17 protein-coding genes are annotated in these 13169 nt (G+C 46.6%); 14 read left to right on the plus strand and 3 right to left on the minus strand.

Annotated features, from left to right (window positions below; translation table 11 throughout):
- Position 1: 1 nt before the first annotated feature.
- From gmd to HYR79_07220, 14 genes are all read left to right on the plus strand, one after another.
- A complete protein-coding gene (gmd, locus tag HYR79_07155) occupies positions 2 to 967 on the plus strand; it encodes a GDP-mannose 4,6-dehydratase (protein ID MBI1821472.1) in 966 nt (321 codons plus the stop codon).
- 22 nt (positions 968 to 989) lie between these two features.
- Complete coding sequence (gene ccmA, locus HYR79_07160) at positions 990 to 1664, plus strand: heme ABC exporter ATP-binding protein CcmA (GenBank protein ID MBI1821473.1); 675 nt, start codon at positions 990 to 992, stop codon at positions 1662 to 1664.
- Complete coding sequence (locus HYR79_07165; protein MBI1821474.1) at positions 1651 to 2328, plus strand: heme exporter protein CcmB; 678 nt, start codon at positions 1651 to 1653, stop codon at positions 2326 to 2328. Before ccmA ends, HYR79_07165 begins: the two co-directional genes overlap by 14 nt.
- A gap of 20 nt (positions 2329 to 2348) precedes the next feature.
- Positions 2349 to 3059, plus strand: a complete 711-nt coding sequence (ccsA, locus tag HYR79_07170; GenBank protein MBI1821475.1) for a cytochrome c biogenesis protein CcsA — start codon at positions 2349 to 2351, stop codon at positions 3057 to 3059.
- Between the two features lie 13 nt (positions 3060 to 3072).
- A complete protein-coding gene (locus HYR79_07175) occupies positions 3073 to 3564 on the plus strand; it encodes a cytochrome c maturation protein CcmE (protein ID MBI1821476.1) in 492 nt (163 codons plus the stop codon).
- On the plus strand, positions 3561 to 4016 hold the full coding sequence (locus HYR79_07180) for a cytochrome c maturation protein CcmE (GenBank protein MBI1821477.1): 456 nt from the start codon (positions 3561 to 3563) through the stop codon (positions 4014 to 4016). Before HYR79_07175 ends, HYR79_07180 begins: the two co-directional genes overlap by 4 nt.
- A gap of 17 nt (positions 4017 to 4033) precedes the next feature.
- Positions 4034 to 6043 (plus strand): heme lyase CcmF/NrfE family subunit, encoded by a 2010-nt coding sequence (locus tag HYR79_07185; protein MBI1821478.1) that lies wholly within the window; start codon positions 4034 to 4036, stop codon positions 6041 to 6043.
- Positions 6044 to 6053: 10 nt separating this feature from the next.
- Positions 6054 to 6611, plus strand: coding sequence for a redoxin domain-containing protein (locus tag HYR79_07190; protein ID MBI1821479.1), 558 nt, complete (start codon positions 6054 to 6056; stop codon positions 6609 to 6611).
- 24 nt (positions 6612 to 6635) lie between these two features.
- Entirely contained in the window at positions 6636 to 7139 is a 504-nt protein-coding gene (locus tag HYR79_07195; GenBank protein MBI1821480.1) for a cytochrome c-type biogenesis protein CcmH, read from the plus strand.
- 15 nt (positions 7140 to 7154) lie between these two features.
- On the plus strand, positions 7155 to 8087 hold the full coding sequence (locus tag HYR79_07200; protein ID MBI1821481.1) for a hypothetical protein: 933 nt from the start codon (positions 7155 to 7157) through the stop codon (positions 8085 to 8087).
- 57 nt (positions 8088 to 8144) lie between these two features.
- Positions 8145 to 8420: a DUF2007 domain-containing protein gene (locus HYR79_07205; GenBank protein MBI1821482.1), complete on the plus strand. Its 276-nt coding sequence runs from the start codon at positions 8145 to 8147 to the stop codon at positions 8418 to 8420.
- 242 nt (positions 8421 to 8662) lie between these two features.
- Positions 8663 to 9103, plus strand: a complete 441-nt coding sequence (locus HYR79_07210) for a TlpA family protein disulfide reductase (protein MBI1821483.1) — start codon at positions 8663 to 8665, stop codon at positions 9101 to 9103.
- Between the two features lie 22 nt (positions 9104 to 9125).
- Positions 9126 to 9863 carry a sulfite exporter TauE/SafE family protein gene (locus tag HYR79_07215; protein ID MBI1821484.1) on the plus strand — a complete coding sequence of 246 codons (738 nt, stop codon included), beginning with the start codon at positions 9126 to 9128 and terminating at the stop codon, positions 9861 to 9863.
- 33 nt (positions 9864 to 9896) lie between these two features.
- The gene (locus HYR79_07220; protein MBI1821485.1) at positions 9897 to 11081 is read left to right on the plus strand and encodes a geranylgeranyl reductase family protein; all 1185 of its coding nucleotides are present in this window, start codon (positions 9897 to 9899) and stop codon (positions 11079 to 11081) included.
- On the opposite strand, the gene HYR79_07225 is transcribed toward HYR79_07220, so the two are convergent.
- The 3 genes from HYR79_07225 to folK form a co-directional block, all read right to left on the minus strand.
- Positions 11065 to 11910, minus strand: a complete 846-nt coding sequence (locus tag HYR79_07225) for a pantoate--beta-alanine ligase (GenBank protein MBI1821486.1) — start codon at positions 11908 to 11910, stop codon at positions 11065 to 11067. The genes HYR79_07220 and HYR79_07225 overlap by 17 nt on opposite strands.
- Before the next feature lie 95 nt (positions 11911 to 12005).
- Positions 12006 to 12659, minus strand: a complete 654-nt coding sequence (locus HYR79_07230) for a deoxynucleoside kinase (GenBank protein MBI1821487.1) — start codon at positions 12657 to 12659, stop codon at positions 12006 to 12008.
- Positions 12656 to 13168 (minus strand): 2-amino-4-hydroxy-6-hydroxymethyldihydropteridine diphosphokinase, encoded by a 513-nt coding sequence (folK, locus tag HYR79_07235; GenBank protein ID MBI1821488.1) that lies wholly within the window; start codon positions 13166 to 13168, stop codon positions 12656 to 12658. Before folK ends, HYR79_07230 begins: the two co-directional genes overlap by 4 nt.
- Position 13169 lies beyond the last annotated feature (1 nt).

The raw sequence follows: 13169 nt of genomic DNA on the forward strand, positions 1-13169 counted from the left end.
GATGAAGAAAGCGCTCATTACGGGAATTACCGGCCAGGATGGTTCTTATCTCGCCGAGTTTCTCCTCAAAAAGGGATACCAGGTGACCGGAATGGTCAGAAGATCAAGTTCGGAAAAATTCGACCGTATTGCTCACCTCGTCCCCCACCTGGAACTCATTCCAGGCGACTTAACCGATCAATCTTCGCTCGATGAAGCCATCAAGGCCGCTCAACCTGATGAAATCTACAATCTGGCGGCGCAGTCTTTTGTTCCAACCTCATGGAATCAGCCGACTTTAACAGCCGAAATGGATGCTGTCGGGGTGACCCGCATCCTGGAGGCAATGAGAAAACAAAAATCGGAGAGCAAATTTTACCAGGCTTCAAGCAGTGAAATGTTCGGAAGGGTTAGAGCCATTCCGCAAAACGAGCTGACGCCATTTTACCCTCGATCTCCTTATGGCGTGGCAAAGGTCTTTGGTCATTTTATTACCATTAATTATCGCGAAAGTTACCACCTGTTCGCCTGTTCAGGAATCCTGTTTAACCATGAATCCCCCAGAAGAGGGCTGGAATTTGTGACCCGTAAAGTTTCTCATGGCGTCGCCAAAATCAAACTGGGGCTTGAGCAAAAGCTCCGGATGGGAAATCTCGATGCCAAAAGAGACTGGGGATTTGCGGGAGATTACGTCCAGGCCATGTGGTTAATGCTTCAGCAGCCCCAACCGGACGACTATGTCATTGCAACCGGCGAAACCCACACCGTCCGTGAACTCATTCAAACCGCCTTTGACTGCGTCGGGCTGAAATGGGAGGATCACGTCGTCACCGATCCTCTCTTCTTCCGTCCCGCAGAAGTCGATCTCCTCATCGGAGACCCCTCTAAAGCCAGGGAAAAATTAAAATGGAGCCATTCTGTTTCTTTTAGACAACTCGTCGAAATGATGGTAGAATCTGATCTTAAGAAAATAAAGGATTCTGAATAAGGGAACCTTTTCCCTTTAAACCATGTCGATTCGAGGAATTGAGTTAAGTAAATCCTACCACCACTACCAGGTTCTCAAACAGGTCTCTTTTGAAATTAAAGAGGGTACCTGTTTCGCTTTATTTGGACCCAACGGCGCCGGGAAAACAACCCTTCTTCGCATCCTGGCGACCCTGTCGCGACCCTCTTCGGGAGAATTCGAAATGCTGGGTTTCCATGGGATAAAAGAAAAAATGAAAATCAGGGAAAGTCTTTTTTTAGTCAGCCACGGGTCCTATCTGTACGACGACCTTAATGTCGTTGAAAATATTCATTTTTCTTTACAGATCCGGGGGATTATTCCAACCCAGCAACACATTAAAAGCGCCCTGGACCGGGTCGGGATTGGTCCGTTCGCAAAGTTAAAAAGCCGGTTTCTTTCTGCGGGAATGAAAAAACGCCTCTCCCTCGCCAAAGCCATTCTCGCGCGGCCAAAAATCCTTCTGCTGGATGAAGGGTATTCGTCGCTGGATGAAAGGGGTGTCGGAATCCTAAACCAATGTATTCGGGATTTTAACAAAGAAGGAGCGACCATCTTCATGACCACGCATGAAAGGGTTAAAACCGCGGAAGTCGCCCATCAGGCGGGAGTCCTTTTAAGCGGCCGTTTAAAAGAAATTCCGGTGAAAGTTTTACTCGGTGCCGATGCGCTTTTTTAAAGTGATCCAGTGGATCGTCTGGAAAGATCTCATCAGCGAGATTCGAAACAGGGAGAATCTCTCTTCCATGCTGTTTTTTGCCCTTTCCGTCATTCTGATCTTCAGTTTTAGCTTTTCGATGGATCAGAGGTCGACGAAAGAACTGATGCCTGGAATCATCTGGGTCGCGTTTGGTTTTACCGGAATTATCGGCCTCGGAAAGTCATTTTTACCCGAGGTGCAGAACGACTGCATCGAATATTTGCAGATCTCCCCGGTATCCAGGGGAGCCATTTATCTCGGTAAATTTGCCGGCAATGTCCTCTTTTTATTCGCGGCGGAGATCATTTTATTTCCCCTTTTTATTTTATTCTTTAATCTTGATATCCTTGATAAACTCCCCGTGTTTCTGTTAATATTTTTTGTAGCAACCGTGGGACTTTCCGCTCTGGGAACGCTCTTCTCCGCCTTAACCGTGCAAATCCGGGCAAGAGAAGTCATGTTTCCGATTCTCCTGCTTCCTTTAGCGGTCCCAATATTTATCGGCGCGGTAGAATCCACCCGCGGCGCGTTAAACGGAGATCCGCTGGCCCTTTATAGCCATTGGGTCAAATTATTAGGGATCTTTGACATCGTTTTTATTGTGGTTTCTTTTTGGGTTTTTGAATTTATTTTGGATGAATAATTAGAAAGGAGGGCTCTTTTTTGCTAGCTTCCCGATTTATTGGAAAACTTCGGCAATTCCAGAACTGGTTTGCTCTCTTTGCCGGTCTTTTTTTAACCGCCGGACTTTATATGGGCCTCGTGGCCTCTCCTCCGGACTATTACCAGGGGGAAATCGTCAGAATCATGTATATTCATGTTCCCTTCGCCCAGGGCGCCATGGTGGCTTATACCGCTCTCTTCGGCGGAAGCCTCTGGTATCTCTGGAAACGAGACGCCGTCGTTGATAATATGTGCCAGGCTTCCGCGGGGATAGGGATTCTTTTCACAACCGTCGCCCTGATTACGGGTTCCATCTGGGCCAAACCCACCTGGAATGTCTGGTGGACATGGGATCCCCGATTGGTTTCCTTCGCGGTCCTTCTCCTGATTTTGATCGGGTATCTTATGCTCAGGTCTTTTTTGGATGATCCGGGAAAAAAAGCCCGTTATTCAGCCGTCCTCGCCATTGTCGGCTTCGTCGATCTTCCCATCGTCCATTATTCCGTTGAATGGTGGCGAACCCTTCATCAGCCGCTCTCAATCTCGACCCGGGGCATCAGTATCGCGGCCAACATGCTTTATCCTTTAATCAGTATGTCGATCGGTCTTTATCTCCTTTTTGCCTATATGCTCATGGTGCGGACGCAAATGCTTTACTTACAGCAATTGCTGGAAGCCAAGCAGGGGCGTTTACTGAGCGACATCCATTGATGAGACCTCGTTCATGAAAACGTTTTATCTCCGCTGGGGAGGAATCCTCGCCGCAGGCTTAATCCTCGGACTCTTGGGAGGCCAGCGCTACGACAGGGAGGTCAGCACCATCTCCCCCGATCAAGTCCTCGACCATCCGGATCAATGGATCCGGGTCCAGGGGAGGATTGAATCGGGAACCCTCATGGTCGAGCCCGTCCTTCATAAAGCAACCTTTGAACTCGCGGGCAAACCGGAGCGTCTTCCCGTCCAATATACCGGCGATGAGCTGGAAACTCTTCGGGAACTAAAAGTCATTGTCCTGCTTGGAAAATGGAATTCGTCCAGCCGGCTGTTTGAATCTAAAAAATTAGCCTTAACGCCTAATTACGGCTTTATTACCGCCGCTTATCTGGTCGGCCTGATTCCTCTGGCCTTTTTTCTCTTTATGATGGAAAGAAAAGTCACTTTATTGTATGATTTAATAAAACGTGAAAAAATTTATCAACCGGAAGAATCTCAATGAAATTTACAAAGAAAACAGGCGTCATCCTGAGTGTCGGGATCATCGCCATCTGCCTTGGCTATCTGGCCTTTGGTAATTTCGGTCAAAACCTTGTCTACTTCTTTACTCCCTCTGAAGTGTCCGCTTTCACCCAGGATCATTTCGGGAAAAAGGTCCGGGTAGCGGGTTTGGTGGTTAAACAAAGCGTTAAAATTGTTCCTGAAACAAAGAATATTAATTTTGAATTGACCGACGGCAAAGTGGTGATTCCCGTTACTTTTGAGGGGATCCCTCCTGACCTTTTCAAAGAAGGGCAAGGCGCTGTGGTCGAAGGGTACTGGGATTCCGACAAAAGGCTTCACTCCCAGATGATCATGGCCAAACACTCCGAGGATTACATGCCCCCCGATATGAAAAAAGCGGGAGTCGCCCTTCCCAAAAAAGATTTTTACAAGACCCTTAAAGTCGATTAAAAGCAAGGATAAATAAGATGATGATTGAAATCGGTCACCTCGCGGTGATCATGGCGCTGGTTTTATCGGCCGTAGGAATCGTTACCCCGATGATCGGGCTCAAAAGACAAAACGGGGTCTGGATTCAGATTGGGAAACAGGCGGTCACAGCGAATTTCGTCCTTCTCTCGATCGGAATGGCGACCATGATTTATTCCTACGCCACACAGGATTATTCCGTCAAATACATCGCCGCGACATCAAACAGCAGACTGCCGATGTTCTATAAAGTGGCCGGTCTTTGGGGCGGACATGAGGGCTCGCTTCTCCTTTGGTCATGGATTTTATCCCTCTATTGCATGATGGCGGTTTGGATTCACTGGAAAACCCAGCCTGTGGTGATGCCCTATTTAATTGCTATGGAATCTTTAATTCTCCACGGCTTTTTACTGTTAATTCTGTTTTTGTCGAACCCCTTTGAAAGAATCTTTCCAGTCCCGGTGGACGGGAGAGACTTAAATCCTCTCCTGCAGGATCCCGCCATGGTGATCCATCCTCCCATGCTTTATTTAGGGTATGTGGGCCTCTCCATTCCTTTTTGTTTTGCGATGGCGGCGCTTTTTTCCGGACGGCTGGGCGAGGAATGGATTAAAGTCACCCAGAGATGGACCCTGCTGGCCTGGATTGCCCTGACGACGGGTGTTCTTATGGGCGGTTATTGGGCCTACTACGAACTCGGCTGGGGAGGTTACTGGGGGTGGGATCCGGTGGAAAACGCGGCCTTTATGCCGTGGCTTGTCGCAACCGCCTTTCTTCATTCCGTGATGGTGCAGGAATCGCGAAAGATGTTTAAAGTCTGGAACCTTTTTCTTATTATCCTGGCCTTCTCTCTCTCTCTCATTGGAACTTTTCTCGTCCGCAGCGGCGTTCTCTCTTCCGTCCATTCGTTTGCGACTGACCCGGGACGGGGACTTTTTATTCTTGCGTTTCTGGCCTTTATGCTCCTTCTTTCGTTTGGAACGCTGATTTTCAGGTCAGGCAAACTCAAAAGCCAGATCGAATTAGACTCCATGATCTCCCGGGAAGCCGTCTTTCTGTTTAATAACCTCTTTTTCCTGGTTGCCATGGTAACCGTTTTTATCGGAACGCTTTACCCTCTTTTGACAGAAGCGCTTAAATTTAAAAAAGTTTCCGTCGGACCGCCTTATTACAATGCTGTTTTTATGCCTGTGGCTCTCGGGCTTATTTTCCTCATGGGGATCGGCCCGTATATTCCCTGGCGAAAAGCCTCCAGGGAAAGCTTAAAAAAACATTTTCTGATTCCGCTTTTATTTTCCGGAGCCGGGCTTGTTTTCTTTGCGATCCTCGGTGTTCACGATCTTTATGCGCTTGCCGGCCTCACCGTCGTCTGTTTTGTCCTGGCCTCTATTGTTTCTGATTTTTCAAAAATTTCAATGTTTTGGGCTAAACAACGCCGCGTCAATCACCTGTCAGGACTTTATGTTGCTTTTCGGCAAAATCCAAGACGTTTCGCCGGAATCATCACTCATGTCGGCGTATTGATCATGATTGTCGGAATCATTTTTTCCACCATTTATCAAACTGAAAAAGTCGTTATCCTGAAACCTGGCGAAGAGGTAACCCTCAATTCTTTTAAAATCAGACTGATAAAATTATATGAAACCACAGGCCCAAACTGGGTGGCTCAGGAAGGATTTTTTCAGGTCTACCTGGGAAATACCCTGATTGCCCAATTAACCCCCCAAAAACGGCTTTTTACTGTTTCTCAGACACCGACCACCGAAACGGCCCTTCATCAGTATGATATGGGACATATTTTTTTGACCATTCCCGAGGTGGCCCCTGACGGTTCATGGGCAAGGGTTCGTGCTTTATACAACCCTCTTGTGCTCTGGGTGTGGTATGGAGGAGCGGTGATGGTCTTTGGAGCTTTTTTAAACATCTTTCGCCCCAAACGGAAGGAAATTTATTCCGAAGGGATCGCGACCCTGACACCATTTTCATCAAAGAAAATGGTGCAGGAATAAGGACCGGAAGATGATTCGCGTGTGGCATATTGTTCTTTTGGCCGGAGTCCTTGGCCTCCTGGGGCTTTTTTACAAAGGGCTCTGGGGGAATCCCTCCTACCTTCCTCCCGTGCTTGTGGGGACTTCCGCTCCCGATTTTTCCGGGGCGAACCTTTACACGGGAGACCGGGTATCCCTGGATCAGTTCAAGGGAAAAGTGGTTGTTCTTAATTTTTGGGCGTCATGGTGCCAGGAGTGTAAATTGGAACACTCTTCTCTCCTTTCTATTAACAAACAATATGGTCAAAATCCCAATTTCGTTCTGCTTGGGATTGATTATCAGGATAAGATAGACCTTGCCCACGAGTACCTTGGCCAGCTTGGAAATAATTTCCAACACATCTCGGACCCAAAGGGAAGAATCTCCATTGATTACGGCGTCTACGGCGTTCCCGAAACTTTTGTGATTGACCAAAAAGGCGTTATTCGCCACAAAGAAATCGGACCCATTATCGGAGAGTCCTACATCAATTTTACCCAGAATGTTTTAGAACCCTTATTAAACGGTAAATCGGTCCCGGCTTCATAAAATGGCCCGGTTGAAAAGAAAACCATGATTAAAACCCTGCCAGGCTTTAGAAACAAAATGAGTTCGATTTTATTTTTTACCTGTGCCCTCATTCTCGCATCCGCGGCATTTGGCGCAGAATCCTTAAACGAAGATGCCCTCCAGGCTCAAACCAAAAAAATCGCTAAAACACTCCGGTGCATGGTTTGTCAATCGGAATCGGTCTGGGAGTCGAACGCCGAGCTGGCCATCCAAATGAGAGAAATCATCCGGGAACGCCTGATGGAAGGGCAAACACCTGACCAAATCCGGAGTTATTTTGTGGGCCGGTATGGAGATCCCATTTTATTGAAACCGAGAACCTTCGGATTAAACTGGCTTCTCTGGGGAGGACCTTTTCTCCTGCTCTTTATCGGGGGCGTTTTTCTGTACCGAAACATCAGAAAGTGGGTCAGTCAAACGGCTTTATCCCCGCCCGAAGAATCTCCCGCCATGAGTGAACAGGAGCGCCAGCGGATTCAACAGGAATTAAACTCTTTTAAGAATTAAATCAGGATATCACCCATGTTTTTAGTTTATTCGGCAATCCTTTTAGTTTTGGTCACCGGTTACCTGCTCTATCCAGTCTGGGTAAAAAATCAAAGGTATCTCATGACCGGTAACGAAGCCGCGCTCGATGAGGAGCAAACGAATCTGAAAATCGAAAAACAATCTCTTTTGACTTCGCTGTCCGAACTTGATCTTGATTACGCGCAGGGGAGATTTTCGGATCATGACTTCCGCCAGTTGAAAACTGGCTATGAACAGCGTCTGATCAAAGTCCTGGCAAAGCTGGAGACGATTGAACAAAAAATCCATGAGCCAAAATCGCCGACGAACCCATTCCCCTCTTCAAGGCTTTCGGGGTCGCAGTGGGCAATCTCAACGCTCCTTGCCCTGTTAATCGTTTCAGGAACAGCCGGCGTTTACAAACTGGTTTATGGAAAATTTGAGCGGGCTCAACAAAGCGCGAACGAAGACGGCGTCCCGCAGGGAACGCCTCCCGTCAATCCCCTGGAAATGGTCGCACGACTCGAAAAACGGTTAAAAGAAAATCCTAATGATCTGCAAGGACAAATGATGGCCGGGCGTTCCTACATGACCCTGCAACGCTGGACGGACGCTGAGAAAGCCTGGCGGAAAGCCGTTGAACTGGACGAAAGAAATGAGGTCGCCCAATTTAACCTGGCCGATGTCCTGATCCGAACGGCGACTCCCGGCAACAAAGCCGTTTATGAAGAGGCGCTTGACCACGTTGAAAAGGCCTTGATTAATGTTCCTCGTGAACCCGTCGTTCTTTGGACAAAGGGACTGGCCCTGCTTCATCTCGGCAGAACTCAGGAAACCGATCAAGCCTGGACGGCGGCACTCCAAAATCTACCCCTCGGATCAGAGGATGCCGAATTTATAAAAAAAGCCTTGCAGGATTTACGAGCCGGAAAAGCGCCATCAGAGTAGTTGGACCGATTTCTTCAGGCATGTTAAAATTTAAAAACATTAAGGTTCTTTAAAATTTTGGAACCCTTATCAACAAATCTGGTGGAAATTTATACCACCTATGATCTTCTGGAAGCAGAGCAAATCAGAGGTTTTTTAGAGGAAACAGGGATCCTGGCGAAAATCAGAGACCTCGGCATCACTCCCTATCCCCTCAACATCGGCGGGTTTAACGAAAAAAGAATTATCGTTCTTTCTTCTTACAAAAAAGAAGCTTTAAAGTTAATAGCCAATGCCATTGAAGATCAGGTTATATCTTCAAACGGAATTTTTATCGATAAAGAAGTATCTTAGGAAAATGAGTGAAGCATCTGGCTCCGCCAGTGACGGATTTGGAAATGGTCGTAGTTAGACCGAGCGAAACCCGGGGGTTCGGGGGCATTGAGAGTGATTTTCTCGAAGGCCCCTGATTATAATGAATGCCGTATCGATTGATTAAACTATTCTCGTTTTTGATTTTAATGACCTTTTCACCGCTTTCGGGTTGCACAAAGGCCCCGGGTTCAAATGCCAAAACGGAGGAAGCTTCCCCGAAAATGGCCAAAGTAGGGTTTACCGCCCCCGATTTTCGGCTTAAGAACATAAAAGGAGAATTCATTTCTCTCGAATCTTTTCGAAGTAAAGTCGTTTTGGTGAACTTTTGGGCAACGTGGTGTGCTCCCTGCCGGGCCGAAATGCCGTCCATGGAAGAGCTGTACCGCCATTTTAACCGGAAGGACTTCGAAATCCTGGCCGTTTCCAGCGATGAAGACGGGCTCAGGAGCGTCAAGCCTTTTCAGGAGGAATATCAGTTTACTTTTCCCATCCTTATCGATGAAACGCTTCAAATCAACGACCTCTACGGGGTAAGTTCAATTCCAACCAGTATTATTGTCGATCGGAATGGAATCATTACAAACCGTTTCTTCGGGGCAGTGGATTGGAATGACCCGAGACAAAGAGACCTTGTTGACCAAATGATTAAGTCTCCGTCATAGTTCGTTAAAAGGAAGAGCTTTTATGCATTCAATTTCGTTTTTTATGGCGTTTACAGCCGGTCTTTTCTCATTTATTTCACCGTGTGTGTTGCCGGTTGTCCCGTCTTATCTCTGTTATATTACAGGACTGTCTTTTGAAGACCTGACGGCGGGAAGCAGATCCTCCCAATCGATTAAGTGGCTCACCATTAAAAACTCCCTCATGTTCATCGCTGGATTTTCAATCATTTTTATCTTATTTGGCGCCACAGCGACCTCCCTGGGTCAGCTTCTCCATACCTATCAGGCCATGGTTCGAAAAATCGGCGGAGCCATTGTCATTTTACTCGGGCTATACATTATGGGCATTTTAAAGTTTGGTTTTTTAATGACCGACAAAAGAACCCATATCCAGAACAAACCGGCTGGCCTGATCGGATCTTTTCTCGTGGGGATCGCTTTTGCCTCAGGGTGGACTCCTTGCGTAGGTCCCATCCTGGGATCCATCCTTCTATACGCCAGTACGGAAGATTCCGTCCTGAACGGGGTTACTCTTCTTTCTGCTTACTCCCTGGGGATTGGGCTCCCCTTATTTATCCTTTCTTTAGGATTCAACTCTTTTCTTTCCACTTACAAAAAAATAATTCCCTACATGAAATATATTAATGTCGCCAGCGGTCTCTTTATTATCTTTATAGGAATCCTCATCTTCACCAATTCACTCACGATACTGACTTCTATGCTGACGAAATATCATATTGGCTGGACTCCCGGCACATAATAGAATTGTTGAATTGGGAAAATAACGCAGAGCATGATATACGATGTCATTATCATCGGCATGGGCCCCGCCGGTTCCACCGCCGCATATGAGGCGGCTTCGCGCGGCCTTTCCGTGCTGGCCCTGGATCAATCCGCTTTCCCCCGGTATAAAGCCTGCGGAGGGGGGCTGACCACAAAAATTCATCAACTTGTAGACCTTGAAAACCTTTCCTGTATTGAAAATCGGATCTCTTCGTTCCGGTTAAGTTATCGATCACATCAAAAAACCTTCCATCAGGATAAGCCCTTTGCTTATCTCGTCATGAGGGACCAGTTTGACCAGATGCTGGTTGAGCGGGCGGTCAAAGCCGGCGTCGACTTTAAAGGAGAAACCAGGGTTCAAAAAATCGATGAACAGAATGATTTAATGGAAGTTCATACCGACTGTCTGACTTTTAAAGCAAGAGTGGCTGTCGGAGCAGACGGCGCTCTGGGATTCACCACCCGATGGCTGAATCCCTGTTTAAAGTCAAAAAACGCACCGGCCCTGGAAGGAGAGTTTAAACGAAATCACGACCCGGTGGATTCTTCGAGTATTGAAATTGAGGTGGGCGCCGTTGAGTCGGGATATGGCTGGATATTTCCGAAAAGGGAATGCCTTTCCATCGGGGCCGCAAGTTTTTCCGGAAACCAGAAGATTAAAAAATCCTATCAATCCTATATGACTGAAGTGTTTTCAAAAACAAACCCTTCACTTTTGCTTCCCGATCCTCCTCCAAAGCCGGCCGTCTGTTTAAAAGAAACCGGACACCCTATTCCGATCTTCACAAGCCCAGGGTTAAAACTGGTCTCCAAAAGATTGATGTTGGCCGGCGATGCCGGACATCTCGTTGACCCGTTTTTCGGAGAAGGAATTTATTATGCCATGCGAAGCGGGCAAATTGCGGGCAGGGCTTCCGAAACTTTCATCAAAAAAGGCGCCTCCCTTAAAGGATATGCCAAAAAAATTGAAAAAGAATTTTACCCTGAATTCAGGGGAGCAAAAAGGATGGCCTGGCTGATTTACCGTTTTCCCGGGCTATGGTTCGACCTGACCCTGAAACATCCAGGGGTGATTCAACTTTACACCGAAGTCCTGGCCGGAAAACGGGAATATCGAAACTTTTTGTCAACGGTGCTAAAAACCGCATTTAAAAAAATTCTGCTCCCGAATTCATTCATTAAACGTTTAGTTTGACGTTGTCGATCAGGCGGGTTTTTCCGATCCAGACCGCGAGCAGAATGACCGCTTCCCGGGCGACCACCTCGATCTCATCGAGATTTTCCGGATGGACAATCCGGACATAATCAATTTTTGACAACGGTTCGTTTTTGATTTCATTCTCAATAACCGCTCTTAAAACAGAAACCCGCTGTTCTCCCTTGCGGAAAGTTTCCTCTCCCTTTTTCATGGCCCTATATAAGACCCTGGCCGCTTTCCGTTCCCCGGGCTTTAAATAACAGTTTCGGGAACTCATCGCAAGACCATCCGGTTCTCTGACCGTCGGCATCACCTCTAATTTAACGGGAATAAAAAAATCATGAATCATTTTCCTGACAATAACGGTTTGCTGAAAATCCTTTGCTCCCATAAAGAGCCAATCCGGCTGAACAATATTCAAGAGTTTCAAAACAATGGTCGCGACACCCTGAAAATGCCCGGGCCGGCTCGCGCCGCATAATCGTTCCGACAATTTCTCAATCTTCACCATCGCCAGGGGATTTTTTCCGATTATTTCATCCGCTTCCGGAAGAAAAAGGTGATGGGCTCCTGCGTCACGGCATTTTTGAGCATCTCCCATGGGGTCTCGAGGGTACTTTTCAAGATCTTCGTCGGGACCAAATTGCAATGGATTGACAAAAACAGAAACCACGACCTGAGGACATCTTCGAACCGCCTCTTTGATGAGCGAAGTATGCCCTTCATGAAGGAACCCCAGGGTTGGAACAAACCCGATAGGTTGATTGTTTTTACGCAAAGAAGCGGAAATGGCCTGCATTTCTTCGAGGCTGACGATCTCTTTCATCGGAAAGGTACTCTTCTATATTCAGGGGCCTTCGAGAAATTCACTCTCAATGCCCCCAAACCCCAAGTTCCGCGCTGGCAGAGCAGTCGCTTCACTTATTTAATTTTCATCGGATTGTAATATTGTATTCCGGTTTTCATTAGACGGATTTGCTTAAGAAGGTCTTCGAGCTCTTCACGGGATTTAACAAAATCAATATCATTCGTCTGAATCACCAGAAGAGGAGATTCACTATAATTGAAAAAGAACTGATTGTAATTTTCAATGAGAACCTGAAGATATTCTTCTTCAATTTCTTTCTCAAAATCACGGCCTCGTTTTTTAATGCGCTGAAAAAGCGTTTTAGGTTCCGCTTGAAGATAGATCACCAGATCCGGTTTTGGAATTTGAGCGGTTAATAACTGCTGAATCTGCTGGTAAAGATTAAACTCTTCATCATTTAAATTAATAGAAGCAAAGATTTTGTCTTTCGCGTATAAATAATCCAAAATGGTGCTTTTTGAAAAGAGATCGAGTTGAAAGAGCTCTTGCTGCTGGCGGTATCGCGAAAAAAGAAAGAAAAGCTGGGTCTGAAAAGCATATTGTTCAGGCTGGTGATAAAATTTAGCTAAAAAAGGATTTTCCTCCGCTTTTTCCAAAAGAACCCGCCCCTTTAACTCCTTCGCTAAAATTTGAGCAAAAATGGTCTTTCCAACGCCAATCGGCCCTTCAATCGCAATATAACGGTGGTCCTTTCCCTGTTCTTTCATTTCACGGCCCGTGTTGGATCAAACCGGCCAGGCAATCTTTTAACCTGTCCCGTTGAAGGATTCTCTTTTAAAAGTTCCTGAACGCTCTTTTTAAAAACCGGATGGTTCCATTGAGGGGCAATTTCAGCCAATGGAATGAGGACAAAATTTCTTAAATGGAGGCGGGGATGAGGAACTTTTAAACCAGGATCCTGAATGATTTGATCGCCGTAAAAGAGAAGGTCGAGGTCTAATGTCCGCGGAGTTTCAAACCCTTCCCGAACTCTCCCATAATTTTTCTCAATCCGCATCAGTTCTTTAAGCAGATCTTCTGCGGAGATTTCGGATTGGACCTGAATGACCGCGTTGATAAAGAAAGGCTGGGGTGTTTCGGAGACAGGGTCGGTTTCATATAACGAAGACCGGACAACCGCTTTTGTTGATTTTAAGCTTCCGATTTCGTCAATGGCGTTTTGAATCGTCATTTCCCGGTCTCCGAGATTGGATCCCAATCCCACAAATACAATCATT

The organism is Nitrospirota bacterium, from assembly GCA_016178585.1.
GTDB lineage: Bacteria > Nitrospirota > Nitrospiria > JACQBW01 > JACQBW01 > JACOTA01.

What these genes read in the sequence shown, in the direction of transcription:
- gmd (MBI1821472.1), top strand. Translation starts at nt 2, where the DNA reads ATGAAGAAAGCGCTCATTACGGGAATTACCGGCCAGGATGGTTCTTAT.
- ccmA (MBI1821473.1), top strand. Translation starts at nt 990, where the DNA reads ATGTCGATTCGAGGAATTGAGTTAAGTAAATCCTACCACCACTACCAG.
- HYR79_07165 (MBI1821474.1), top strand. Translation starts at nt 1,651, where the DNA reads ATGCGCTTTTTTAAAGTGATCCAGTGGATCGTCTGGAAAGATCTCATC.
- HYR79_07175 (MBI1821476.1), top strand. Translation starts at nt 3,073, where the DNA reads ATGAAAACGTTTTATCTCCGCTGGGGAGGAATCCTCGCCGCAGGCTTA.
- HYR79_07180 (MBI1821477.1), top strand. Translation starts at nt 3,561, where the DNA reads ATGAAATTTACAAAGAAAACAGGCGTCATCCTGAGTGTCGGGATCATC.
- HYR79_07185 (MBI1821478.1), top strand. Translation starts at nt 4,034, where the DNA reads ATGATGATTGAAATCGGTCACCTCGCGGTGATCATGGCGCTGGTTTTA.
- HYR79_07190 (MBI1821479.1), top strand. Translation starts at nt 6,054, where the DNA reads ATGATTCGCGTGTGGCATATTGTTCTTTTGGCCGGAGTCCTTGGCCTC.
- HYR79_07195 (MBI1821480.1), top strand. Translation starts at nt 6,636, where the DNA reads ATGATTAAAACCCTGCCAGGCTTTAGAAACAAAATGAGTTCGATTTTA.
- HYR79_07200 (MBI1821481.1), top strand. Translation starts at nt 7,155, where the DNA reads ATGTTTTTAGTTTATTCGGCAATCCTTTTAGTTTTGGTCACCGGTTAC.
- HYR79_07210 (MBI1821483.1), top strand. Translation starts at nt 8,663, where the DNA reads ATGGCCAAAGTAGGGTTTACCGCCCCCGATTTTCGGCTTAAGAACATA.
- HYR79_07215 (MBI1821484.1), top strand. Translation starts at nt 9,126, where the DNA reads ATGCATTCAATTTCGTTTTTTATGGCGTTTACAGCCGGTCTTTTCTCA.
- HYR79_07220 (MBI1821485.1), top strand. Translation starts at nt 9,897, where the DNA reads ATGATATACGATGTCATTATCATCGGCATGGGCCCCGCCGGTTCCACC.
- HYR79_07225 (MBI1821486.1), bottom strand. Translation starts at nt 11,910, where the DNA reads ATGAAAGAGATCGTCAGCCTCGAAGAAATGCAGGCCATTTCCGCTTCT.
- HYR79_07230 (MBI1821487.1), bottom strand. Translation starts at nt 12,659, where the DNA reads ATGAAAGAACAGGGAAAGGACCACCGTTATATTGCGATTGAAGGGCCG.
- folK (MBI1821488.1), bottom strand. Translation starts at nt 13,168, where the DNA reads ATGATTGTATTTGTGGGATTGGGATCCAATCTCGGAGACCGGGAAATG.